Below are 21,838 nucleotides of genomic sequence, written 5' to 3'. Positions count from 1 at the left end.
ATGTCTGACTATCTTATTTTATAGCCGAAATACTTTAGAAGCTCGTCAATTAATACAAAAATCAGCGTTAAAGGCAGAACAAAAACTATAAAAATATCAAGAAATGAGTTTATCACAATCACTAATTCAATAAGGAATGCAGCAAGAAGGTGGAAGAATACACTCAAAAAAGCGACGAACTTATTTATTCTTTTACATATAATTTCTATTATAATAGAAAAGAATCCACCTATTATAATACATAATAATAAAATTGGTATGATTAAGTTAAAGCTATCATTATGAAAGAGTGCCTTACCTATAAGTATAATAATAATGAATGTAAATAAACATACCATGGCTTTTCGGGTAAGCATTGTTGACCTCCTTCTAGTTATTTTGGCTATATCCATTTTGGTTAAAAGCTATCCGTTTACAGATAGCTCTTACTAATTAGAAAGTAGGCGAAGAAGTGCTCGATGGCTGCATCGCCTGCATAATCTCACATAGAATCATAACACCGTCTTGCAGCAGTTTTTCATTCGCGTAAGAATAGCTCAGCCGTAACGTGCTGTGTTCGTTTTCAATTGCAAAACAAGCGGAGCCGGTCAGGAAAGAAACGTGACGCTTGTTTGCTTCGTATAATAAAACATTGCTGTCAATCCAAGCCGGAAGCTGGATCCATACATTTAAGCCGCCTTTTGGGATAAAGCATGTCACGCCGCGCGGTGCCTGCTCTTTTAGGACGGCTAAAACGACGTCGCGTCTGCTTTTCAAGGCAGCTCGCAGCCGCTTGAGATGCTGTTCCGTCTTAGCAGAATCTACAAGCGGTACGATCACTTTTTGCGTTAGCAGCGGGCTGCCAAGATCCATGTTTGCCTTGGCAGCATATAGGCGCTTAAATATAGAACCAGAAGCCGCTAACAAGCCGATTCGGCAGCCTGGGGCGATTGTTTTGCTCAAGCCTTTTAAATAAATAACATGCCCGGATTTATCCAAAGATTTAATAGGTAAGGGCGGTTTTCTGTCAAAATAAATATCACTAAAAGGGTCATCCTCCATAATCAAGCAATGATGACTTTCGGCGATATCTAACAGTACTTTCCGCCGCTGAAGGGGCATAATTGTACCCGTAGGATTATGAAAAGTCGGTGTTGTATAAATGAGCTTCGGATTATGTTTTTCACATAAAGCGTGCAGCATGTCGACACGCATGCCATCTTCGTCAATAGGAACTGTCAAGATAGTAGCGCCGCGGCTGCGGAAGACATCAATGGCACCTGGATAAGTCGGTGCCTCCATAATAACAACGTCTCCGGGGCCGACAAAAGTACGGGCAACTAAATCGATACCTTGCTGGGAACCACTGGTAATCAGCAGGTTTTCTGCTGTAGTCTCAATTTTAGATTTTAACAGGTTCTGTGTCATTTTCTCCCGCAAAGCAAGGTCACCCTGAATACCGCCATATTGGGAAAGAATCCGTGGGTTTTGCTTAAAAACTTGTTCAATTAGCTGATCCATGTATTGATTCGGGAACAAAGCTGGATCAATCATAGAAGAAGAGAAATGATAACTCGCATCCGAATCTTGGAAGCGCGCATATTGGGAACGGTGCAAATAATCGGGGATGCTTAATTGCCAGTCAAAATCCTGTCCCGTTTTGCTAGTCTCTGGCTGAAGCTGCATTTTTACATACGTACCTTTGCCTTTGCTCAATTCGATGAATCCGTCTTCTTCCAGCTGTTTATAAGCTTTCATTATTGTAACAAGGCTTACCTCAATATCTTTTGCCAGCTGCCGAACGGTTGGCAGTTTTGATCCGCTTGGCAATAAGCCAGAGCGGATTTTATCTACGAAGGACATATAGATTTGCTTCGAGAGAGGAATAGCTTCGTTTTTATTAATTGTAATCATCTAATCTATCTCCCATGTGTTATAGCTTGTTATAGTGAAAATAGTATAGCATGGTTTTTGTATATAATGTGTTATGTAAAGGAGGGGCAGGTGAAAAAGTGACCCAAAAACATTATCTGGCAGTGAACAAAAGATTGAAACAAGGCATCTATGGAAGAAAGGAAATCCGGCTGCCCGCTGAAGAGGCAGACGATGAGGTACTGAAGAAAGCTTATTTCGCGCAAGTACACGAGATAAATAAGAAGAAGCACTGGCTCATCTGCGAGACAAAAGCAGATGCGGTGGGGATTGCAATTGAACGGCAAAAGGAAATGTATATCCCGCATATTAAAAATAAGTTTATTTACGAACTAGATTGCGCCGATGAAAAGCTCGCGTATAAGATTCTGTTTCGATTTATGGAAGAGAATCTGGATTTCGGCGATAAGCTGGAATTGTATACTTGCCTGGATGGAGAAGAAGAGCAGCCAAGGAATGAAGCATGGGATACAAAAATCTTATTGGAAGAAGGCAGGTTTATCTCTGGAGAAGCTGAACTCTCTTTCAAGCAGGATAATCACATAGAGAGCTTATCGCAAAAATTCCGGTGGCATGATCGGCAGTATGTAGTTATAAGACGTTGAGGGAACTGGGGCGCTCTATGCGACAAAAATAACTAAAAAATACAGGCCGCGTTATTGTAACGAGGCCTGTATTTTTTTAAGATGCAATCGTAAGCTGCACGTTAATATTACCGCGAGTAGCTCGGGAGTATGGACAAGTCTGATGAGCTAATTCTACAAGCTCTTCTGCTTGTTCTCTCGATACACCTTTAAGTGTAATAACAAGCTCGACTTCTAATCCAAATCCGCCATCTTCTTCTTTACCAATGGCTACATGTGCCGTAATTTCTGTATGTTCAGGTTTCACGCGTTTTTGTCTTGCAACAAGTCCCAGAGCACTTTCAAAACATGCTGCATAACCTGCAGCGAAAAGCTGTTCCGGATTGGTACCCGCCTCGCCAGCACCTCCAAGTTCTTTCGGTGTTCGAACATCCAATTTTAATGTGCCATCTTCAGAAGCAACGTGACCGTCCCGTCCTCCTACAGCAGTTACAGCGGTTGTATATAATGGTTTCATTTTACTTATCCCCTTTTTGTAATTGTTTCGTAATACCGTGCAGTTGTGTTAACAGTACATGGTAAGTATCTTCGTTCAAGTTAAGCTCACTCCAAATAGCAGCTACCGAGCAGACAGCGTCATATTTAAGTGCGCTTCCTTTATCTGTGAGTTCGACGTATACGCGGCGTTCATCAGGCTTGTGCCGGCTTCGTATCACCCAGCCAGCTTCTTCAAGCCGCTTAAGCATTGGTGTCAGAGTTCCAGAGTCAAGCTGCAGTTCTTGACCGATTTCTGTGACAGACCGGTAATCTTGGTCCCAAAGTGCTGATAAGATAAGGTACTGTGGATACGTAATACCAAATGGTGCGAGCTTGTCACGGTACGCTTTGGCTACTTCTTTTGAACACGCGTACAAAGCGAAACATAGTTGCTGATTTAATGGCAGTGTCTCTGTCAAGGGATGGCCATCCTTTCTATATTAAATTGTGCACAATCTAATTGTACACAATTTAATATAGATAACAATTTTAATGCTTGCTTTTATTTTAGGCGAATATTTCTTCATCAAATTGTAAGCGTTTACATAAAATGCTGTAATTCAGCTAAGGGGGTACGATGATGAGCAAAGTAAATCAGTTCTTAGAGGGAAAAGTTATGCCTGCCGCAGCAAAGGTAGCACAGCAGCGACATTTAAATGCATTACGTGACGGTCTTATTTTATCGATGCCGCTAATTATTATCGGCTCGTTCTTTTTAATACTTGCGAACTTCCCAATTCAATCTTATATGGATTTCTTAGCAGAAAGGCCGCAGCTGAAAGAAAGTTTGCTGTATCCGTATCGCGGTACATTTGAATTGATGACGCTTATTGCGGTTTTTGGAATCGGGTACCGGCTTGCCGAATCTTACAAAGTTGATCCGCTGGCCGCAGGTGCCATTTCTTTGTCGGCTTACTTTGTCGGTACGCCGTTTGTTACGTACGTAATCGGCAAGACACCAGAAGGAGCAGCTATCACAGAAACGGCGTACCAAACAGCGATGTTTACTAGTAAAGGGCTATTTGTGGGGATGCTCATTGCTTTAATGTGTACAGAAATTTATCGCATGATTGTGCAGCGAAATATCGTCATTAAACTGCCAGATGGCGTCCCCCCAGCAGTAGCTCGTTCCTTCACTGCGCTGATACCGGGATTCTTTGCCATCATGGCCGTTTGGCTGCTAAGACTGTTAGTAGAAAACGTTGGTTCCTTTGAAAGCATTCATAATGTTATTACGGTGCTGCTTCAGAAGCCGCTCACTTCTGTCGGAACGAGTCTTATTGGAACAATGATTATCTTTCTTTTAATTACGCTGCTTTGGAGTACCGGCCTGCATGGAGCAACGATTGTCGGAGCTGTAACGGGTCCGATTTGGCTGACACTGACAGCAGAGAATGCGAAGTCCTTTGAGCTTGGCGAACCAGTTCAGCATATTGTAACAAATGAAATTAATGATATTGTCTTTATCGGCGGATCGGGAACAACGTTGGGCCTTGTGCTGGCCATGCTGCTGTTTGCAAAAAGTCAGCAAATGAAACAGCTGGGCAGGCTCAGTATTGGTCCGGGAATTTTCAATATCAATGAACCGGTACTATTCGGTATGCCGATTGTGATGAATCCACTTTTAATTGTTCCGTTTATTTTTACACCGCTTCTATCTGTCTTGATCACGTATCTCGCAATGGACTGGGGACTTGTCGCCAAGCCAATTGGTATCGTACCCCCTTGGACGATGCCTCCTATATTGCAGGGATATTTAATAACCGGCAGCGTATCAGGGGCGATTTTGCAGTTAATAATTCTAGGATTGTCGTTTTGTATTTATTATCCATTCTTTCGCCTCTGGGACAAACAAAAAGCAGCAGAGGAGGCAGGAGGGGAAGAGCAGTAATTTGCTCTTTCTTCTACATAGAAGCAGCATAATCTGAAGAAGTGTGAAAAGAAAAGGATTGTGGAATGTTATTTAAAGATATCTTTCAATATAGAAAAATTGAAATTCATGCAGGAAAATAAGTCTATTATCGAGAAAGAATAAAAAAAGGCTATAGGAGGGGAATTATGACGACGTCTTATGAAGAATTAGTAGCGGAAATGGAACGTATTTCGACAGTGATTCAAAAGTTCCCGGAGAATCTGCAAGGAAAGGTTTTCGATATTATGGTCAAAAGCTATCTTGGTGATCAAACGTATGAAGCTGCGACGATGGAAGAACCAGAGCCAGAGCCGGTACAGCATATTTCAGTAGTTGACTCCAATCGTGTTCAGCCAATTAAGAAGCGTCCTATTCGCCGTAACAAGGACTCCTATAGCATGGTGAAGGATTTAGACTTACTTGGTAAAAGCGGCGTAGAGCCATTTCGTGATTTCCTTGAGCGCTATGAAGTCAATTCAAATATTAAATTTAATACGGTGGCAGTTTATTACTTGAAGAATGTTCTGCATATAGCGGATGTTACCATAGATCATATTTACACATGTTATAAAAACGGAGAACGAAAAGTACCTGGCAATTTAAGACAGAGTATTACCGACACCTCCAGTTCGAAATACGGCTATATCAATATGAGTGATAATCATATCACACTCAGCGTGCTTGGAGAGAACCTAGTAGAATTCGAGTTAAAGCAAGAAGCTTAAAGTAGTTTAAAGGAAGCGCAAACAAGGAATATACATTTTATAGAACGTTACTGAAACACACAAATGAGTGGAGGGAAGTAACAAATGAAGAAATCAAATATTGGATTAATTGCAGGTGGAACCGTCGCAGTAGCCGCAGCAGCAGGTACCTTTTCTTATTTGAAAAAGAAGAAAGATGAGCCTCAGGTAACTGGGTCAAATCTTCAAGACAAAGAACGCGAAGACAAGATGCCGAGCCCGGAAGCAGATTTTGAGCGAGAGGAAAGAGGCTTAACTGCACTTGATCACGCGTACAAGGAAGAGTGGGTCGCAAACACGCTCACGCCAACAGAAGAAGATATTAAACGAGCAGAAGAAAAAGCGAATAAATGAGAAAATCCCGGCTGATGGCCGGGATTTTTTGTTGCAAAGCCTGAGTGCGAGAGGTTTTGCGGGTTCAGGATTGATTATTCTTCCTTGGTCTATACTTGGCTTTCAATCTATAATGGAATTAACTTACATAAGTTATAAGGAGAACTACATGACTACAGATTCCCTATATACCGCAGCCATGCTGTCGGTTATTGTCCTAGCTTTAATAGGCGCAGTAATTAGTGTTTATTTTGTATTTAAGTTATTCAATCGGAGGAGGCAGCAACAAATGATAACAGAATGGCAAGCAGAGAAGGAGATGCAGAAATGGGAAAGTACCAAATGATACCGATGGCACAGAGTGAGGCGGAACATATTACAGCGGAGTGGAAGTATGATGGTATGTATCATTTCTATAACTTAGATCAAGATGAGGAAGATTTAGCACTATTTCTAGATCCGGAAGCGCGGAAAGATAAGGTATTTGCTGTGAAGGAAGGAGAAGAGCTTGTTGGGTTTGCCGAAGTAATGATGGTAAACAACATAGCAGAAATAGGATTTGGCATGCGGCCTGATCTTACGGGGAAAGGTCTTGGACATGCATTTGTTTCTTTTTTGGTGGAGACCATTCATGACATTTACTGTCCCGATAAAATTACACTCGCAGTAGCGACTTTCAATCAGCGGGCAATCACTTTATATAAGAGAATTGGATTCCAGGAGACAGCGCGTTTTGATCAGGCTACAAACGGCGATGTGTTTCCATTCGTTCAAATGGTATTACATACATAGAAGAGCCTGGGACAAAATAAGATTAGTTCATCCTAAAGTTATAATGCAGTCCTCCGACAGTTGATGCCTCTCCAACAGCTGTTGTTACTGTTGGACAGAACAGCTTTTAAAGTAATACACCGACAAGAAAATCGCTTCTTATTTTCGAGGAGTCTACCTACACTAGTGTAGGTGTCCCATAACATAAATCAGCGTAGGAAATACGCGGAGACTCCCGCAGGAAAGCGGAGTGTATTTCCAAAGCGGTGCTCTCATCTTCGTTTCCAATGCAAAAAGATCCAAACAATGCAGTTAATTGCAGTATTGTTTGGATCTTTTTTATAGCTTAAAACAGTTTTGTCCCACTCTTGCCTTACATAATCTTTTTACCCATTTGTCCCAAAGCATAATGAATACCATGCTGTAATGTTTGGAAACAATCAAAGGCGTCTAGCGAAATGCCGGAGTTGGTAATTTCCATGCCAAGCTCCGGCGAGATGCCGACTAGCAATGTTTTCGTTCCAATCATGGAAGCTGCAGAGCCTACTTTGCTAATTAAGTTTGCCGTATACTTGCTAATATCATTATCAAGTCCTGTTAAATCAAGCAGAAGATAATTGGCTTTGTATGCTGGCAGATTCTCCAGCGTTTTGAATAGCAGCTCTTCAGAGCGGTCTTCATCATATGTCCCGATCAAAGGAACCACAACAACGTGATCAAGTACAGGGATAATCGGTGAGGATAAGTCGCGGACGAGCTTCTTCAGTTCCCGGGTTTTATCTTCGACGATTGCCTCTAGTTCCGTTATTTGGTCTTGCTCTTTTCTCCGGGACAATTGATGGATATTCTCTGTGACAGTAATATCGGAAGGAAAATAATGAATGATTGTGCTTTCGTAACCTTCCAATTGAAACCGTTCCACTTTATACCATATATTAGTTCCGAACATACCGCTGAAAATACCGGCATAATGGGCAGGCAGGAAGGAGCCGCCTTCTGTTTTGCCTTGCGATACATTTAACTTATGTTCCCAGCTATCAATCAGCTCAGCTGTTAATGTGCATGTTTCCGGGTCAAGATCTTTAATGGCTGTTTTGCCCCAGCCAGCAGAAGCATACGTATTCGTAATTAGATCAGCAGCTTCACGCAATCCGACATCCGGCTTGTTCTGGAAGTACTCGCCGACTACAACGCCTTGGCGGTAACCGGTTGTTTCAAAAACAAGATTGGATACCTCTTCGCCGGAAATTTCTTCTATGGTATCAAAAAATGCCCGCATGGCACTGGAGATCCAAAAAAGTACTGCATCTTCGTTCTCGTAAGTGAACCTTCCTTTATCCAGTTCCCAACCGAATTGAAGGCCACCAATGTTCATCTTCTCCAATGGCTCCGAACTCCTTTTTGTACAATGAATTTTAAATGTCCAAGTACTATTATAAATTGTCTATATGTTGAATGCCAGTTTTACCTGACATTAGGTAAATTACTCTGCTATTAAAGCTGCCCACCTGTAGATTGCCTGTAATAAAACAACAAAAGCGCACCAATTAAGAGATAGGTGCGCTTATGCTGTTATTTTGAAATATCCATAAAACCTTCGCCAAATACATCGCGCACATCGTATAACGTGATGAAAGCGGAGGAGTCAATCGTACGAACAATTCGTTTTAAAGGAAGCAATTCTTGTTTATTAATAACAACGTACAAGATTTCTTTTTGATTCTGCGTATAGTAGCCGCGTCCTTCTAGTAAGGTGACGCCGCGGTCAAGCTGTGTTGAAATCGCCTCGGCGATTGTATCTTTTTGATTCGAAATGATAAAGACGGCTTTCTTTGGATTTAAGCCTTCTATAACAAATTCCATTACCTTGGTAGCAATATAAAGCATGATGACGGTAATAAGCAAATTTTCGGTACCAATGATAAACCATGACGCTGCTACGACAATTAGGTCAAAGAACAGCAAAGCAAAGCTTGTGTTCCAATCCAGATATTTATTTGCAAGCCGCGCTAAGATTGCCGTTCCAGCTGTTGTGCCGCCCACTTTGAGTACTAAGCCAATGCCGACTCCGGCAAATAAGCCGCCGAACACAGCATTAACTAGTACTTGGTCAGAAGCAATTCGCCAGCTTTCTGTTAGATGCAAGAAAAATGAATTTAATATAATAACGATAATCGTATAGTAAATGGTCTGTTTATCCAAAAAGCGATACCCTATTATAATGAGGAAACCGTTTATAATGAGATTCACAATACTCGGAGCCCATCCAAGTGCATAGAACAAGATAATTGTTACGCCCGTTACGCCGCCTTCCCCCAGTTCACTAGGAATGGCGAATACGTTTACTGCTAAAGAAAATATGAATGAACCAGCAATGAGGAATACCAGGTCTCGGAGAAATCGCTGTTTTACTTGTTTCATCTGATAACCCCCTTCAAAGTTGTTTTTTCACTGATGAACCACGAGATTATATCATACTAGCAAATGACTTACTATATTACTTGACAAGATTTTTAATAGAATATCTGGAAGCTGAAAAGGGAAAGGTATCAAAGTATCCTATATTGTGCACATAATTTGTATCTGATTAGGAAAAGAACTAGTATGAGTAGCAGGAGGTAATGCAAAATGACAGATACTTTTAAAGCATTAGTAGTAAATAAACAAGCAGATGATGTTTCTGTTCAGGTGAAGAATCTTACAGTGGATGATTTACCAGAAGGCGAAGTGTTAATTAAGGTTCACTATTCTGGAGTTAACTACAAGGATAGTATAGCTTCCATAGCGAATGGCAACATCGTGAAAAATTATCCGATGGTTCCTGGGATTGATATGTCCGGTGAAGTAGTTTCTTCCGAGGATGGACGCTTTCAGCCTGGTGACCATGTTATTGCCACAAGCTATGAAATTGGTGTGAGCCGATATGGCGGATATAGTGAGTTCGCTCGTGTACCAGCCGAATATATTGTAGCGCTTCCTGAAGGGATGACAACAAGAGAAGCGATGATTATTGGTACAGCAGGATTCACTGCAGGACTCTCTGTTCAGCGTCTATTGGAAAATGGATTAGATAAAAATAATGGACCTGTCCTCGTAACAGGTGCAACTGGCGGAGTAGGCAGTTTTGCTGTAGCGATACTGAACAAACTTGGCTTTGAAGTGGAAGCTAGCACAGGCAAGGCGGAAGAAGCAGAATATCTGAAAGAACTTGGTGCTGCGCGTGTGATCTCTCGCGAAGAAGTTTATGATGGAGAGGTGAAGCAGATAGCTAGTCAAAGATGGGCAGCTGCGGTTGATCCTGTTGGCGGAGAGCCGCTTGCGTCCTTGCTGACACAGCTGAAGTATAATGGCTCTGCTGCAGTTAGCGGCTTGACAGCCGGAACAAAGGTGCCGACATCCGTTATGCCGTTCATTTTACGCGGAATCAATTTGCTTGGTATTGACTCAGTCTATTGTCCCAAACCAACTCGCGAAAAGATTTGGCTGCAAATGGCGACAGCTTTTAAACCAGGGGATATGGAAAGCTTTGTACTGAAGGAAGTAACCTTAGAAGAGCTGCCGGAAACACTGCCTAAGTTATTAAAAGGGCAAGCTCGAGGTCGCTATCTTGTACGTATTGCTGATTAAGCTTATGTGACAAAACTGTGTCAATAAGAATATGAACGGTTTGTGAACATCGTCACAAAAGGGTTTCCCTCTCCTTCGCTCTCATGTCATAATCATGACAAATGTTTAGGAGAGGTGCAAATATGATCTACCTATTAGGATTCATTGCAATCGCATGTGTTATTGGCTGTTTCGCAGTTTGGATGAAAATGGTCAAACAGGACGAGCAAAAGTTCTCAAACGAATCAGAAAAACTGACACAATCATATAAACAAGCAAATTAAACGATAGAAGCGCGCTGCATAGACAGCGCGCTTTTTTGTCATAATTTTTATAGTATAAGTTTTACCTGCGAAGGTACAGGGTAAAGGGTTGGTATTCGAATTATGAATAGAGAGAAAGGTACTTATATAATGAAAACAGTTACAGAAATGACAAAGCGGGTCAAGTTATTTCATGATTTTGATGCAGCGGCACAAGGTGTATTGGATATGATAAGTGAATTTGTTAAAATCAATACACTGTTCATCGCCAAAAATGACAATGTCCGCAATCAGATTGTTAAAGTTGTTAATCAGAAGGAAGAGCTTTTGCGAGAAGGAGAAACACTGCCATATAATGAAACGTTATGTAAGCTTAGTGTCGATCATGGTGAAGATATATTGATTATTTCTGACTTGGCGCAGAGTGAACTGACACAATCACTAAGTGCAGCGAAGGATTTAGGAGGCGGCAGCTTTATCGGCATTCCTATTTATTATGAGAATGGCGATAATTACGGTACGATTTGCGGACTGGATAAAAAGTCGTTTCCATTTTCAGAAGAACATGTCCGTTTATTCGAGACAATGGCATCGCTTTTAACTTTTGTACTGGAGCTGGATAGTGCCAACCAGCAAATTAAAAATCTCTCAGCTCCATTTGTTCCGATTACATCTGGAGTAGCTGTTTTACCAGTTATGGGTTTCATTAATGAAGTCCGAGCGGAAAACATTATTCAGCTAGCATTGCAGAAAAGCCAGGATCTAAATCTGGATTATCTGGTTATTGATCTGTCAGGCATTTCGCAAATAGATCACGTTGTCAGCAATTCGCTGCTGAAAATAGCAACTTTACTGAAGCTTGTCGGTGTAACACCTATATTGACTGGCTTCCATCCAGACTTAGCATTAAAAGCCCGATCGCTGCAAATGGAGCTGAAGGATATTATGATAGAAGCGAATCTGGAGCGTGCTTTGAACAAGATAGGCTTAATAGTAGAAAAGCGGGATACGATATAAAACCAGACGAATGTCTGGTTTTTGTTTTGTGTAATTTATCTTTCTGAAGTTAATGGTAAAATTAGGAGGTGAAGAAAATCTGCAGTAAGTAGGGGGAGACAGAAGAGGAGATCAAACAAACGAGCAATGATGAGGTAAGAGATTTCGTCCGCAATAAGGTGATTGCTTACTACATGCACCAGCTGCCAGGAGAAAAAAGAAAACTGCTGAATTCACCATGCGAGATGAGAACGGCGAGATAACAGGCGGACTTACTTGTACCTTCTATTGGCACCATCTTCACATTGATTTTCTTTGGGTGGATGAAACCAAACGGCATAGCGGTGATGGTACAAAGCTTTTAATGAAAGCAGAGGACTTTGCTCGACAAAACGGAGCTAGATTGATAAGGCTGGATAGCTTCAGTTTTCAAGCGCCTCATTTCTATGAAAAGTACGGATATTCTGTTTACGGCAAGCTGGAGGATCACCCTGCTGGTCAAACGCATTACTATCTAGTAAATAGACTTTGAAAACATTTATATGAGGTGCAGAGTATGAAGATTAGGGAGATTGAAGAGAAAGACAACTTGCTGGTAGAGCAGCTAATACGAACATGCTTAAAGGAATTTGGTGCAGACAAACCTGGAACAGCATGGAGTGACCCAGATCTTGGCCGACTTTATTCTCTTTATCAGCAGCCTGGCTCAACATACTGGGTTGCCGAGGAAGAAGGACATATAGTGGCGGGCTGCGGTATCGGACCTGTGGCAACGCATCAAGATGTTTGTGAGCTGCAGAAAATGTATGCCGCAAAAGAGCAGCGAGGAACAGGTATTGCCGAGATGCTGCTTCATACAGCGCTTACCTTTGCGGGCGAGCACTACAAGCAATGCTACTTGGAAACGTTGAGCAATATGCATGCTGCCAATCGCTTTTATCAGAAGCAAGGTTTTCGGCAGATGGACAAACCGCTGAACGAATCGGAGCATTATGCATGTGATGTTTGGTATATAAAGAATTTATAATCAGCAGAAAGAGGGCGGTCGTTTGCATTTTCAGCCGGTTTTGAAGCTGCTGGAGGAGCATGAGGTACCCTATAGCATTGGCGGATCGCTGCTTTTATTTTTAAAAGGACTGCCTGTACAGCCGAATGACGTGGATCTGTTGGTAAAGCCAGAGAACTTTACCCAAGCGAAACAAGTGCTGCAAAAACGAGCTGTTCAAACAGAGGATAAGCCGCCTCAAGGATGTTATTCCACAAAAGCATGTACTACTTTTACCGTGTTAGATGATATACAAGTAGATTTGATGACCGACTTTGCCATTACATATAAAGACAATCTGTTCCGGATGCCATTTACTGCAGTTATGGAGCAAACTGCTGTTGGTATACTGCCGCTTAGCAGCATGGAGGCATGGTATGTGATGTACTGGCTTCTTCCGCGTAAGAAAGAAAAACGGAAACTGATGGAGAACTATTTCCGATTACATGGTCTTCCTAACCGGAAAATTCTAGAGGAAGCGCGCAGGATAGGCATGCCGGCAGAAGCGGACCATGCAATAAGTAAGCTGCTGAGAAAATTGTAATCAAAATGGTGAGTATTCCAATGAAAATCCCTTTGCGAAGGGATTTTTTTGTTTGTTAACAAAGCTGTGACAGTTACGCCACAATTTGTTCACTATTTCACAATCTCGAATAGGAAAGAAGGAGTATACTAAATGTAACAGGACATTGTGACTAATTTCACAAAGTGTCCGATAAAAAATTTCGTATAGAAAGAAGGCGGCAATATGGATGTTGTAGAACTATCTCGGATCCAATTTGCATCAACGACTTTGTTCCACTTCCTATTCGTTCCGTTAAGTATAGGGTTGGTATTCATCATAGCAATCATGGAAACGTTGTATGTTGTTAAAAAAGATGATAAGTACAAAAAAATGGCCAAGTTTTGGGGGCATTTGTTCCTGATTAACTTTGCAGTCGGTGTCGTTACCGGTATCCTGCAGGAATTCCAATTCGGAATGAACTGGTCGGAATATTCCCGATTTGTTGGGGACGTATTCGGTGCGCCGCTTGCAATAGAAGCTTTGCTAGCATTCTTCATGGAATCTACTTTCTTAGGTTTATGGATTTTCGGCTGGGATCGCCTGCCAAAATGGCTGCATGCATTATGTATTTGGTTAGTATCTTTAGGTACCATTTTCTCGGCATTCTTTATTTTGTCAGCGAACTCCTTTATGCAGCATCCGGTGGGAGCAGTGCTTCAAAACGGCAGATTAGAAATGAATGATTTCTTCGCTATCTTGACGAATGGCCAGCTTTGGGTGGAGTTCCCGCACACACTGTTTGGTTCATTTGCGACTGGAGCATTATTCATAACAGGAATCAGCGCCATTGCACTTCTCCGCAAGAAGCATGTAGCCTTTTATAAAGGATCATTTAAGATAGCAATCATTGTTGGTTTAATCAGTGGTATTGGTATCGCGTTGTCCGGTCACGAACAGGCACTTTACCTTGTTGAAACACAGCCCATGAAGATGGCAGCGAGTGAAGGACTTTGGGAAGACAGTGCGGATCCGGCTCCTTGGACAGTAATCGCTAATATCGATACAGAAGCTGGTGAAAACACTGGTGAGCTTAAAATTCCTTACTTGTTAAGCTTCTTATCTTATGGTGATTTCCACGGATCCGTTGAAGGGATCAATACCCTTCAAGAACGTTATGAAAATATGTACGGCCCTGGCGATTATATTCCGCCAGTGAAAACAACATTCTGGAGCTTCCGGATTATGTCCGCCCTTGGTGGTGTAATTGCTGCATTAACTATTTGGGGTGCGTACTTGTATGCACGTAAAAAACTTATAAATAGTAAATGGTATCTGCGTATGATGATTGTTGCAATCAGCTTCCCGTTCATCGGAAGTTCTGCCGGCTGGATTATGACAGAAATCGGTCGTCAGCCATGGGTTGTGTTCGGTTATATGCAAACAGAAGACGCAGTCAGCGCTGGTGTGAGTGCAGGGAAAGTGTTATTCTCGCTCATTACATTCTCTGCTTTGTATTTGATTTTGTTTGCAGTCATGATTACGCTATTCGTCCGTGAGATTAAAAAAGGACCAGAACACGATATCGAGCAGTCTGATTCCATAGAGGATCCATTTATGAAGGAGGGTCAACATGCTTTCTCTTAATGAATTTTGGTTCATCCTTGTTGCGGTGTTATTCGTTGGCTTTTTCTTCTTAGAAGGCTTTGATTTTGGCGTCGGAATTGCAGGCAGATTCGTTGCCAAAGATGATTTGGAAAGACGCGCGTTTATTAACTCGATTGGCCCATTTTGGGATGCGAATGAAGTGTGGCTGATTACAGCTATTGGCGCTATGTTCGCTGCCTTTCCTAGTTGGTATGCGTCGATGCTGAGCGGTTTTTATCTCTGCTTTGCATTTATCCTTTTTGGATTGATTGGTCGCGGGGTGGCTTTCGAGTTCCGCGGAAAAGCAGAGCATCCGACTTGGCGCAAAGTCTGGGACTGGGTTATCCTGATCGGCAGTGTTATTCCGCCGCTTACATTCGGTATTATGTTCACTGCTTTAATCCAAGGTGTACCGATTGACGAAAACATGATTATGCATGCAGGCGTAACTGATGTTATTAATGTCTACACCGTTCTTGGCGGGGTAACATTGACGATGCTGTGTGTATGGCACGGTCTAATCTTCGGGACACTACGCTTAATGGATACACTTCGTGAACGCTGCCGTCGCGCAGCTAAGAACTTGCTGCCAATCAATGCAGTTTTACTCATTGCTTTTCTGGGCATGACTTTCTTTAAAACAGATATGTTCGCAGTTCACGGCAATATATTAGAGTACCTTTTCATGGTCGGTATCTTAGTGTATCTCGCATCCGGCTATTTCATTACACGTAAACGTGATGGCTGGGCGTTCTTGATGTCAGGATTAATTATTATCCTGCTGATTGCATCTGTGTTTATCGGATTATTCCCTCGAGTAATGATCAGTTCTATTAGTGATGCTTACAGTCTGACTGTACAATCAGCTTCATCGGGCGATTATTCATTGAAAATCATGACTTATCTTAGTTTGGCGCTTTTGCCATTCGTGTTAGGTTATCAAATTTGGAGCTACTACGTTTTCCGTAAACGGGTAGATCATAAGGAGCATATGGAGTACTAATGGGCAGAAACTTAATGGCTTACAAAGGAATAAAAACGGTGCTGGTGGTGCTCTCCGCGTTCACGTTGCTGCAGGCTGTGGCCATTATCTTTCAAGCGAAATGGCTGGCGGAGGCCATAACGCACCTGTTCCATGGACAAAGTTTTACATCTCAAATACCACTTATAGGCTGCTTCATAGCAGCCTTTCTTGCTAGACAGCTGCTGCAGCTAGTAATCAAAAAGATTTGCTTCCGCTTTGCACAGGCGACTGTTGAAGACATGCGGAAAGCCTTTTTAGAAAGTGTCTTTAAGCTGGGGCCGCGTTATACCAAGCAAGAAGGTACCGGAAATCTGGTTACGTTCTTGATGGAGAGTGTAGGGAAGCTTCGGGATTATCTCGAACTATTTTTGCCAAAGCTCGTTTCCAATATGATTACGCCATGGCTTGTACTTATTTATATATGGATGCACGATGATATTTCCGGCGTTATCTTACTCGTAACCATTCCTATCTTGATCGCATTTATGATCTTGCTCGGCTTAGCAGCTCAGAAGAAAATGGACAGTCAGTGGAAGGCGTACCGTATGCTTTCCAATCACTTTGTTGATTCCTTGCGGGGCTTGGAAACGCTGAAGTTTCTTGGCCGCAGCAAAGAACATGGCGAAACAATCGAGAAAGTAAGCGGGCAGTATCGCAAATCCACTTTGGGTACGCTCCGAATCGCATTTCTGTCCAGTTTTGCCCTTGATCTGTTCACGCAGCTGGCGATTGCCTTTGTTGCGGTAACGCTTGGGTTGCGTTTAATTGACGGCACACTCTTATTGGAGCCGGCTTTAATGATCTTGCTGCTTGCTCCAGAGTATTTCCTGCCGATTCGAGAAGTAGGGAATGATTATCATGCCACATTAGACGGCAAGGATGCTGGTGACCAGATGCTTGCTGTTATTCGGCTTGCTGAAGGAAAACGTAAAGGTACAGACGCTGGTGAGTGGAAGCAGGACAGCGAGCTGGTTTTGCATAATGTAACAGTTGCGTATGAAGAAAATCAGTCTGCTATAACTGACTTAAGCATTCGCATAAAAGGCAATCAAAAGGTCGGATTGATTGGTGCTAGCGGAGCAGGTAAATCGACTTTTATTGAATTACTTAGCGGTTTTATTGATCCTGCTGGCGGGCAAATGGAATTGGACGGAAAAGCTGTTGACTTTAACGCAGACGCTTGGCAGCAGCAAACGGCTTATATTCCGCAGCATCCATTCATCTTCCAAGGCAGCGTAAAAGATAATGTTCGTTTTTATGCTCCGGAAGCTACCGATGAAGCAGTGGAGAAAGCAATTGAATATGCTGGTTTGCGCGACTTTGTGAATAAGCTGCCTGACGGATCTGATACGTTAATTGGTGAAGGTGCCCGCAGTTTAAGCGGAGGGCAGGCGCAGCGAATTGTGTTGGCTAGAGCATTTCTGAGCAACCGCTCGATTGTCCTTTTGGATGAGCCAACTGCACAGCTTGATATTGAGACAGAATTTGAATTGAAGGAAGTAATCGAGGAATTAGCTGCCGATAAACTGCTGTTTTTTGCTTCCCATCGGCTGCATTGGATGCAGGAAATGGACCTCATTATCGTGATGGAGCATGGCAGAATCGCAGAGTCCGGCACGCACGAAGAATTAGCAGCAAAGCGCGGGCAATATGTCCGCTTGCTGGAAGCGCAAATGGGGGATAATCATGAAGCATCGTGACTGGATCATGCCTTATATTAAACGTTATAAATATCGCATGCTGACCATCATGCTGCTGAGTATGCTGACAGCAGGGTCTGCGGCAGCTTTGATGTTCACATCTGGTTTTTTGATTTCTAAATCTTCATTGCGTCCGGAGAATATCCTGCTCGTTTACGTGCCAATTGTTCTAGTGCGTGCATTTGGACTAGGGCGCTCCGTTTTCCGATATTCCGAACGGCTCGTCAGCCATGATTTCATTCTCCGTGTGCTGGCAAAAATGCGGACACGTTTGTATCATTTGGTGGAGCCAAAAGCAGCAACAAGTAAATCGATGAAAACGGGTGAAGTGTTAGGTATCTTGTCAGAAGACATCGAGAGTTTACAAGATCTGTATTTACGCACAATTTTGCCCACTGCGTCTGCAGTATTATTGTATGTGATTAGTATTTGTTCGCTCGGTTATTTCAGCATAGGGTTTGCTTTACTTATGGCAATTTACTTTTTTGTGCTTGTCGTTGTTATGCCGATTTTCTCCTTGCTGCATATGCGGGCAGTCAATCAGGCATATAAGAAGGATAAAGATCAGCTTTATCAATATGTAACAGATGGCTTCCTCGGAATTCATGATTGGTTGTTAAGCGGGCAGAAAAAACACTTCTTCAGCCGCTTTTTAACACAGCAGCAAACACAGGATACAGCGGATAGACGGTCGAAGAACTGGGCTTATTACAGAGAGTTTATCGGGCAAGTGATTGTTGCCGCGATGCTCGTTACGATGCTTGTGTTCGGAGCGACCCTTTTTGCGGACGGCAGAATTGCTGGTGTATGGATTGCTGCATTTGTACTTGTCATTATTCCATTATCAGAAGCGATTTTACCAGTATCCAATGCTGTAGAAAAGTATCCGCGCTATGAAGAGTCACTGAATCGAGTGACGAAGCTGGAAGAAGACGCAGAAAAAAAGCTCGAATCGATCCCGTATGAAGGCCCGTTGGATACGGCTGCGCTAACAATGAAGCAAGTAAATTTTGGTTACGATGAACAAGAGAATGTCATCAAGGACTTGTCTCTTGAATTGACCCAAGGCAAGAAAATAGCTGTTATTGGGAAGAGCGGGGCCGGCAAGTCGACATTATTGAAACTGTTTCAAGGCATGCTCAAGCCAGACGATGGTTCTGTTCGTATCAATGGCTATGATGCTGCATCAATTCGTCCAGATATGACGAAGCTTGTATCTGTATTAAATCAAAATCCATATCTTTTTTATACAAGTGTGGCCAACAACTTGCTGCTGGCAAATGAAAGTGCGTCGGAAGCACAAGTAAAAGCGGTGATGAAACAAGTGAAATTGCATGACTTAGTCGCCAGTCAGCCAGAAGGATATCAAACGTCCATGCAGGAAACAGGTCAGCGTTTCTCAGGCGGTGAACGCCAGCGAATTGCCTTGGCGCGCGTGCTGCTTCAGGATACACCAATTGTTATGCTGGATGAGCCGACAGTAGGACTTGATCCGATTACAGAACGCGATTTGCTGCATACCATTTTCGATAGTTTAGCTGGGAAATCGCTGCTATGGGTGACACATCATCTTGTAGGGATGGAAAAAATGGACGAAATTATCTTCTTGGAAGAAGGAAAAATCAAAATGCGCGGTACACATGCGCAATTGCTGCAGGAATCACTTCATTATAATAAACTATATGAATTGGATCGTCCTGCCGTATTCCAAACCTCTTAATCCAAAGCATTTGCTTCATTTGCTTTGGATTTTTTTGTGCATAAAAAGATACTAGCGTCATCATACTAGCATTAAAGCATAACTGAAATGGAGTGACGTGATGGATATCTTACTGGCGGTTCTGCCTGCCTTGTTTTGGGGCAGTATCGTTTTATTCAATGTCAAGCTTGGCGGATCCCCTTATCATCAGATCCTTGGTACAACGATTGGTGCCTTGCTTTTATCAGTCGTACTGTATTTCTTTGTTCGGCCGGAATTAACAGGCTTTATCTTTTTAATCGGTTTCCTTTCCGGTGTATTCTGGTCGCTTGGCCAGACTTTCCAGCTGAAAAGTATCCATGCAATTGGCGTTTCCCGAACAATGCCTATTTCAACGGGAGCACAGCTCGTATCTACGTCTTTGTTTGGCGTTATTGTGTTTGGAGAATGGAATACATCCAGATCCGTTATACTCGGAATTCTGGCATTATTGCTTATTATTGGGGGAGCAATTCTTACTTCCAAACGTGCCAAAGGGGAAGAAGAGGATGAGGCGAGTCGGGGAGCTTTCCGAAAAGGTTTGGTCTTCCTGGCTATTTCTACAGTAGGTTACTTAGTTTATGTTGTTATTGCCAGATTGTTTGGTGTCGATGGCTGGACTGCTTTATTCCCGCAAGCTGTTGGAATGGTGGCTGGCGGGCTAATCTTAACTGTGAAATACAAACCGTATGATATGTATACAATAAAAAATATTATCCCCGGTGTTATATGGGCAACAGGTAATATGTTTTTGTTCATCTCGCAGCCTCGAGTTGGTGTGGCAACAAGTTTTTCTTTGTCTCAAATGGGAATTGTCATTTCCACACTCGGCGGTATTTTCATATTAGGTGAAAAGAAAACGAAGGGGCAGCTGGTTAGTGTCGGTATTGGTATCGTGCTAATCGTTATCGCAGGTTTTCTCTTAGGTTATACAAAATCATAAAGCAGCGAAGGAGTATTCAATATGTATCCAAGTTTAAAGGATAAAGTAGTCGTTATCACGGGTTCTTCTACAGGACTAGGCAGAGCTATGGCATTACGTTTTGCTCAAGAAGGCGCTAAAATAGTTATCAATTATTATAAAAACCAAGAAGAGGGCGAAGCAGTTGTCCGAGCCATCAAAGATAGCGGCAGTGATGCAGTAGCAGTACAAGGTAATGTCATGAAGGAAGAAGATGTGCAAAAGCTTGTCCAGACTGCCATTGATTCTTTCGGCAAGCTTGATATTATGATTAACAATGCAGGCGTAGAGAATCCTGTTCCTTCTCATGAATTAACGCTGAAAGATTGGGATCGTGTAATTGGTACGAACTTAACTGGTGCGTTTCTAGGTTCCAGAGAAGCATTGAAATACTTCGTTGATAACAACATTAAAGGAAATATCATCAACATGTCCAGTGTGCATGAAGTCATTCCATGGCCGTTATTTGCACATTATGCAGCGAGTAAAGGCGGCGTTAAACTGTTGACAGAAACACTAGCGCTTGAATATGCGCCGAAAGGTATCCGTGTGAACAATATCGGACCAGGTGCCATCAATACACCGATTAATGCGGAGAAATTTGCCGATCCGAAGCAAAAGGCAGATGTGGAAAGCATGATTCCAATGGGCTATATTGGAAAACCAGAAGAAATTGCGGCAGTTGCAGTGTGGCTTGCATCCGAAGAGTCCAGCTATGTTACTGGTATTACACTGTTCGCAGATGGCGGTATGACAAAGTATCCGAGCTTCCAAGCCGGAAGAGGCTAAACAAAAATAGACAATGCCCGCGGGCATTGTCTATTTTAATGTGCATAAATCATTTTGCGTGTCATACCGCCATCGATAACTAAGTTTTCACCATTGATAAAGTTATTTTCTGCAGTTGTCAGGAACAAACAAGCTCTGGCAATGTCAGATGGAGTGCCGACTCGTTTGGAAGGATGCTGATCGTGATCAACTGGTCGCAATGCATCATAATCCTCTGTTTCAATCCAGCCAGGACTAATGCAATTGACAGTAATATAGTCATTTTGTAAGGAAACTGACAATGCATGGGTAAGTGCGGTGATGCCGCCTTTTGTGGCAGCGTAAGCCTCCGTATCCGGTTCGGACATAGAGGCGCGAGTGGAAGCGATGTTTACGATGGCGCCGCCTTTTCCGCTATGTTTCATGTAGCCGGCTGCTTCGCGGCTAGCCAAGAAGGTGCCGCGCAAGTTTGTATTGATAATACTATCCCATTCTTCCACGGCTAATTCGAACATGTTTTTAAACGCGCTAACACCGGCGTTATTAATTAAAATATCAATTTGCCCAAAGTGCTCGTATGCCAGTTTCATGAAATTGGTTACTTCTTTATGAAGACGCATATCGGCTTGCAAGGCGAGTCCTTCACCTTTCATTTCTTGAATAGTCTGTTCGGCAGCTGATTTATCCAAATCTACTGCTGCAACTTTAGCGCCAGCAGCTGCATAATGCAAAGCCACAGCCTTACCAATTCCGTTTCCTGCTCCAGTCACAACAACTACTTTGCTTGTAAAATCCAT

At 42.6% G+C, this 21,838-nt stretch carries 23 protein-coding genes and 1 pseudogene; 18 read left to right on the top strand and 6 right to left on the bottom strand.

What is annotated here, in order from left to right:
- Positions 1–432 precede the first annotated feature (432 nt).
- Positions 433–1,893, bottom strand: a complete 1,461-nt coding sequence (gene pdxR / locus CRO17_RS12240) for a MocR-like pyridoxine biosynthesis transcription factor PdxR (RefSeq protein WP_097042619.1) — start codon at positions 1,891–1,893, stop codon at positions 433–435.
- A 98-nt stretch (positions 1,894–1,991) separates the two neighbouring features.
- Between pdxR and CRO17_RS12235 the strand changes: the two genes are divergently transcribed.
- Positions 1,992–2,516 (top strand): hypothetical protein, encoded by a 525-nt coding sequence (locus tag CRO17_RS12235; protein WP_097042616.1) that lies wholly within the window; start codon positions 1,992–1,994, stop codon positions 2,514–2,516.
- A gap of 76 nt (positions 2,517–2,592) precedes the next feature.
- On the opposite strand, the gene CRO17_RS12230 is transcribed toward CRO17_RS12235, so the two are convergent.
- Together CRO17_RS12230 and CRO17_RS12225 are read right to left on the bottom strand one after the other, a co-directional pair.
- Complete coding sequence (locus CRO17_RS12230; protein ID WP_097042615.1) at positions 2,593–3,012, bottom strand: organic hydroperoxide resistance protein; 420 nt, start codon at positions 3,010–3,012, stop codon at positions 2,593–2,595.
- Position 3,013: 1 nt separating this feature from the next.
- Positions 3,014–3,451 (bottom strand): MarR family winged helix-turn-helix transcriptional regulator, encoded by a 438-nt coding sequence (locus tag CRO17_RS12225; RefSeq protein WP_097042613.1) that lies wholly within the window; start codon positions 3,449–3,451, stop codon positions 3,014–3,016.
- Positions 3,452–3,612: 161 nt separating this feature from the next.
- On the opposite strand from CRO17_RS12225, the gene celB reads away from it, so the two are divergent.
- The 5 genes from celB (at position 3,613) to CRO17_RS12205 (ending at position 6,812) form a co-directional block, all read left to right on the top strand.
- Positions 3,613–4,923: a PTS cellobiose transporter subunit IIC gene (celB, locus tag CRO17_RS12220; protein WP_097042612.1), complete on the top strand. Its 1,311-nt coding sequence runs from the start codon at positions 3,613–3,615 to the stop codon at positions 4,921–4,923.
- A gap of 167 nt (positions 4,924–5,090) precedes the next feature.
- Positions 5,091–5,669 carry a hypothetical protein gene (locus CRO17_RS12215; RefSeq protein ID WP_097042610.1) on the top strand — a complete coding sequence of 193 codons (579 nt, stop codon included), beginning with the start codon at positions 5,091–5,093 and terminating at the stop codon, positions 5,667–5,669.
- 84 nt (positions 5,670–5,753) lie between these two features.
- Positions 5,754–6,041: a hypothetical protein gene (locus CRO17_RS12210; protein ID WP_097042608.1), complete on the top strand. Its 288-nt coding sequence runs from the start codon at positions 5,754–5,756 to the stop codon at positions 6,039–6,041.
- 148 nt (positions 6,042–6,189) lie between these two features.
- Positions 6,190–6,366, top strand: a complete 177-nt coding sequence (locus CRO17_RS17590) for a hypothetical protein (RefSeq protein ID WP_179637028.1) — start codon at positions 6,190–6,192, stop codon at positions 6,364–6,366.
- The gene (locus CRO17_RS12205) at positions 6,348–6,812 is read left to right on the top strand and encodes a GNAT family N-acetyltransferase (protein ID WP_245864783.1); all 465 of its coding nucleotides are present in this window, start codon (positions 6,348–6,350) and stop codon (positions 6,810–6,812) included. The genes CRO17_RS17590 and CRO17_RS12205 overlap by 19 nt, the downstream gene beginning before the upstream one ends.
- A 352-nt stretch (positions 6,813–7,164) precedes the next feature.
- On the opposite strand, the gene CRO17_RS12200 is transcribed toward CRO17_RS12205, so the two are convergent.
- Entirely contained in the window at positions 7,165–8,166 is a 1,002-nt protein-coding gene (locus CRO17_RS12200) for an STAS domain-containing protein (RefSeq protein WP_097042722.1), read from the bottom strand.
- Positions 8,167–8,363: 197 nt separating this feature from the next.
- On the bottom strand, positions 8,364–9,212 hold the full coding sequence (locus tag CRO17_RS12195; RefSeq protein WP_097042606.1) for a YitT family protein: 849 nt from the start codon (positions 9,210–9,212) through the stop codon (positions 8,364–8,366).
- A 207-nt stretch (positions 9,213–9,419) separates the two neighbouring features.
- Here CRO17_RS12195 and CRO17_RS12190 point away from each other — a divergent pair, with 207 nt between their 5' ends.
- From CRO17_RS12190 to CRO17_RS12140, 12 genes and pseudogenes are all read left to right on the top strand, one after another.
- A complete protein-coding gene (locus CRO17_RS12190) occupies positions 9,420–10,418 on the top strand; it encodes an acrylyl-CoA reductase family protein (protein ID WP_097042604.1) in 999 nt (332 codons plus the stop codon).
- A gap of 122 nt (positions 10,419–10,540) precedes the next feature.
- Positions 10,541–10,681: a hypothetical protein gene (locus CRO17_RS17585; RefSeq protein WP_179637026.1), complete on the top strand. Its 141-nt coding sequence runs from the start codon at positions 10,541–10,543 to the stop codon at positions 10,679–10,681.
- A 129-nt stretch (positions 10,682–10,810) separates the two neighbouring features.
- Positions 10,811–11,677: a GAF domain-containing protein gene (locus CRO17_RS12185; protein ID WP_097042603.1), complete on the top strand. Its 867-nt coding sequence runs from the start codon at positions 10,811–10,813 to the stop codon at positions 11,675–11,677.
- A 110-nt stretch (positions 11,678–11,787) separates the two neighbouring features.
- Positions 11,788–12,188, top strand: a pseudogene (locus CRO17_RS12180) (GNAT family N-acetyltransferase).
- A gap of 24 nt (positions 12,189–12,212) precedes the next feature.
- Complete coding sequence (locus tag CRO17_RS12175) at positions 12,213–12,683, top strand: GNAT family N-acetyltransferase (protein ID WP_097042601.1); 471 nt, start codon at positions 12,213–12,215, stop codon at positions 12,681–12,683.
- A gap of 22 nt (positions 12,684–12,705) precedes the next feature.
- Complete coding sequence (locus tag CRO17_RS12170; protein WP_097042599.1) at positions 12,706–13,245, top strand: nucleotidyltransferase family protein; 540 nt, start codon at positions 12,706–12,708, stop codon at positions 13,243–13,245.
- A 204-nt stretch (positions 13,246–13,449) separates the two neighbouring features.
- The gene (locus tag CRO17_RS12165) at positions 13,450–14,850 is read left to right on the top strand and encodes a cytochrome ubiquinol oxidase subunit I (protein ID WP_097042597.1); all 1,401 of its coding nucleotides are present in this window, start codon (positions 13,450–13,452) and stop codon (positions 14,848–14,850) included.
- Positions 14,837–15,853 carry a cytochrome d ubiquinol oxidase subunit II gene (gene cydB, locus CRO17_RS12160; RefSeq protein ID WP_097042595.1) on the top strand — a complete coding sequence of 339 codons (1,017 nt, stop codon included), beginning with the start codon at positions 14,837–14,839 and terminating at the stop codon, positions 15,851–15,853. The genes CRO17_RS12165 and cydB overlap by 14 nt, the downstream gene beginning before the upstream one ends.
- The gene (gene cydD, locus CRO17_RS12155) at positions 15,853–17,574 is read left to right on the top strand and encodes a thiol reductant ABC exporter subunit CydD (RefSeq protein WP_097042594.1); all 1,722 of its coding nucleotides are present in this window, start codon (positions 15,853–15,855) and stop codon (positions 17,572–17,574) included. The genes cydB and cydD overlap by 1 nt, the downstream gene beginning before the upstream one ends.
- Positions 17,561–19,294 carry a thiol reductant ABC exporter subunit CydC gene (gene cydC, locus CRO17_RS12150; protein WP_097042592.1) on the top strand — a complete coding sequence of 578 codons (1,734 nt, stop codon included), beginning with the start codon at positions 17,561–17,563 and terminating at the stop codon, positions 19,292–19,294. The genes cydD and cydC overlap by 14 nt, the downstream gene beginning before the upstream one ends.
- Before the next feature lie 100 nt (positions 19,295–19,394).
- Positions 19,395–20,255: a GRP family sugar transporter gene (locus CRO17_RS12145; RefSeq protein ID WP_097042590.1), complete on the top strand. Its 861-nt coding sequence runs from the start codon at positions 19,395–19,397 to the stop codon at positions 20,253–20,255.
- A 21-nt stretch (positions 20,256–20,276) separates the two neighbouring features.
- Positions 20,277–21,062 carry a glucose 1-dehydrogenase gene (locus tag CRO17_RS12140; RefSeq protein WP_097042588.1) on the top strand — a complete coding sequence of 262 codons (786 nt, stop codon included), beginning with the start codon at positions 20,277–20,279 and terminating at the stop codon, positions 21,060–21,062.
- A 35-nt stretch (positions 21,063–21,097) separates the two neighbouring features.
- Here the strand turns inward: CRO17_RS12140 and CRO17_RS12135 are convergent, their stop codons facing one another.
- Positions 21,098–21,838, bottom strand: coding sequence for an SDR family oxidoreductase (locus CRO17_RS12135; protein WP_097042720.1), 741 nt, complete (start codon positions 21,836–21,838; stop codon positions 21,098–21,100).

It is taken from the genome of Terribacillus aidingensis, from assembly GCF_900215625.1.
Taxonomy (GTDB): Bacteria; Bacillota; Bacilli; order Bacillales; family Amphibacillaceae; genus Terribacillus; species Terribacillus aidingensis.
Note: the sequence above shows the minus strand (reverse complement) of the source record. Positions and strands in the feature narration are given on the sequence as shown.

What these genes read in the sequence shown, in the direction of transcription:
- pdxR (WP_097042619.1), bottom strand. Translation starts at nt 1,893, where the DNA reads ATGATTACAATTAATAAAAACGAAGCTATTCCTCTCTCGAAGCAAATC.
- CRO17_RS12230 (WP_097042615.1), bottom strand. Translation starts at nt 3,012, where the DNA reads ATGAAACCATTATATACAACCGCTGTAACTGCTGTAGGAGGACGGGAC.
- celB (WP_097042612.1), top strand. Translation starts at nt 3,613, where the DNA reads ATGAGCAAAGTAAATCAGTTCTTAGAGGGAAAAGTTATGCCTGCCGCA.
- CRO17_RS12215 (WP_097042610.1), top strand. Translation starts at nt 5,091, where the DNA reads ATGACGACGTCTTATGAAGAATTAGTAGCGGAAATGGAACGTATTTCG.
- CRO17_RS12210 (WP_097042608.1), top strand. Translation starts at nt 5,754, where the DNA reads ATGAAGAAATCAAATATTGGATTAATTGCAGGTGGAACCGTCGCAGTA.
- CRO17_RS17590 (WP_179637028.1), top strand. Translation starts at nt 6,190, where the DNA reads ATGACTACAGATTCCCTATATACCGCAGCCATGCTGTCGGTTATTGTC.
- CRO17_RS12205 (WP_245864783.1), top strand. Translation starts at nt 6,348, where the DNA reads ATGGGAAAGTACCAAATGATACCGATGGCACAGAGTGAGGCGGAACAT.
- CRO17_RS12200 (WP_097042722.1), bottom strand. Translation starts at nt 8,166, where the DNA reads ATGAACATTGGTGGCCTTCAATTCGGTTGGGAACTGGATAAAGGAAGG.
- CRO17_RS12195 (WP_097042606.1), bottom strand. Translation starts at nt 9,212, where the DNA reads ATGAAACAAGTAAAACAGCGATTTCTCCGAGACCTGGTATTCCTCATT.
- CRO17_RS12190 (WP_097042604.1), top strand. Translation starts at nt 9,420, where the DNA reads ATGACAGATACTTTTAAAGCATTAGTAGTAAATAAACAAGCAGATGAT.
- CRO17_RS17585 (WP_179637026.1), top strand. Translation starts at nt 10,541, where the DNA reads ATGATCTACCTATTAGGATTCATTGCAATCGCATGTGTTATTGGCTGT.
- CRO17_RS12185 (WP_097042603.1), top strand. Translation starts at nt 10,811, where the DNA reads ATGAAAACAGTTACAGAAATGACAAAGCGGGTCAAGTTATTTCATGAT.
- CRO17_RS12175 (WP_097042601.1), top strand. Translation starts at nt 12,213, where the DNA reads ATGAAGATTAGGGAGATTGAAGAGAAAGACAACTTGCTGGTAGAGCAG.
- CRO17_RS12165 (WP_097042597.1), top strand. Translation starts at nt 13,450, where the DNA reads ATGGATGTTGTAGAACTATCTCGGATCCAATTTGCATCAACGACTTTG.
- cydB (WP_097042595.1), top strand. Translation starts at nt 14,837, where the DNA reads ATGCTTTCTCTTAATGAATTTTGGTTCATCCTTGTTGCGGTGTTATTC.
- cydD (WP_097042594.1), top strand. Translation starts at nt 15,853, where the DNA reads ATGGGCAGAAACTTAATGGCTTACAAAGGAATAAAAACGGTGCTGGTG.
- cydC (WP_097042592.1), top strand. Translation starts at nt 17,561, where the DNA reads ATGAAGCATCGTGACTGGATCATGCCTTATATTAAACGTTATAAATAT.
- CRO17_RS12145 (WP_097042590.1), top strand. Translation starts at nt 19,395, where the DNA reads ATGGATATCTTACTGGCGGTTCTGCCTGCCTTGTTTTGGGGCAGTATC.
- CRO17_RS12140 (WP_097042588.1), top strand. Translation starts at nt 20,277, where the DNA reads ATGTATCCAAGTTTAAAGGATAAAGTAGTCGTTATCACGGGTTCTTCT.
- CRO17_RS12135 (WP_097042720.1), bottom strand. Translation starts at nt 21,838, where the DNA reads ATGGATTTTACAAGCAAAGTAGTTGTTGTGACTGGAGCAGGAAACGGA.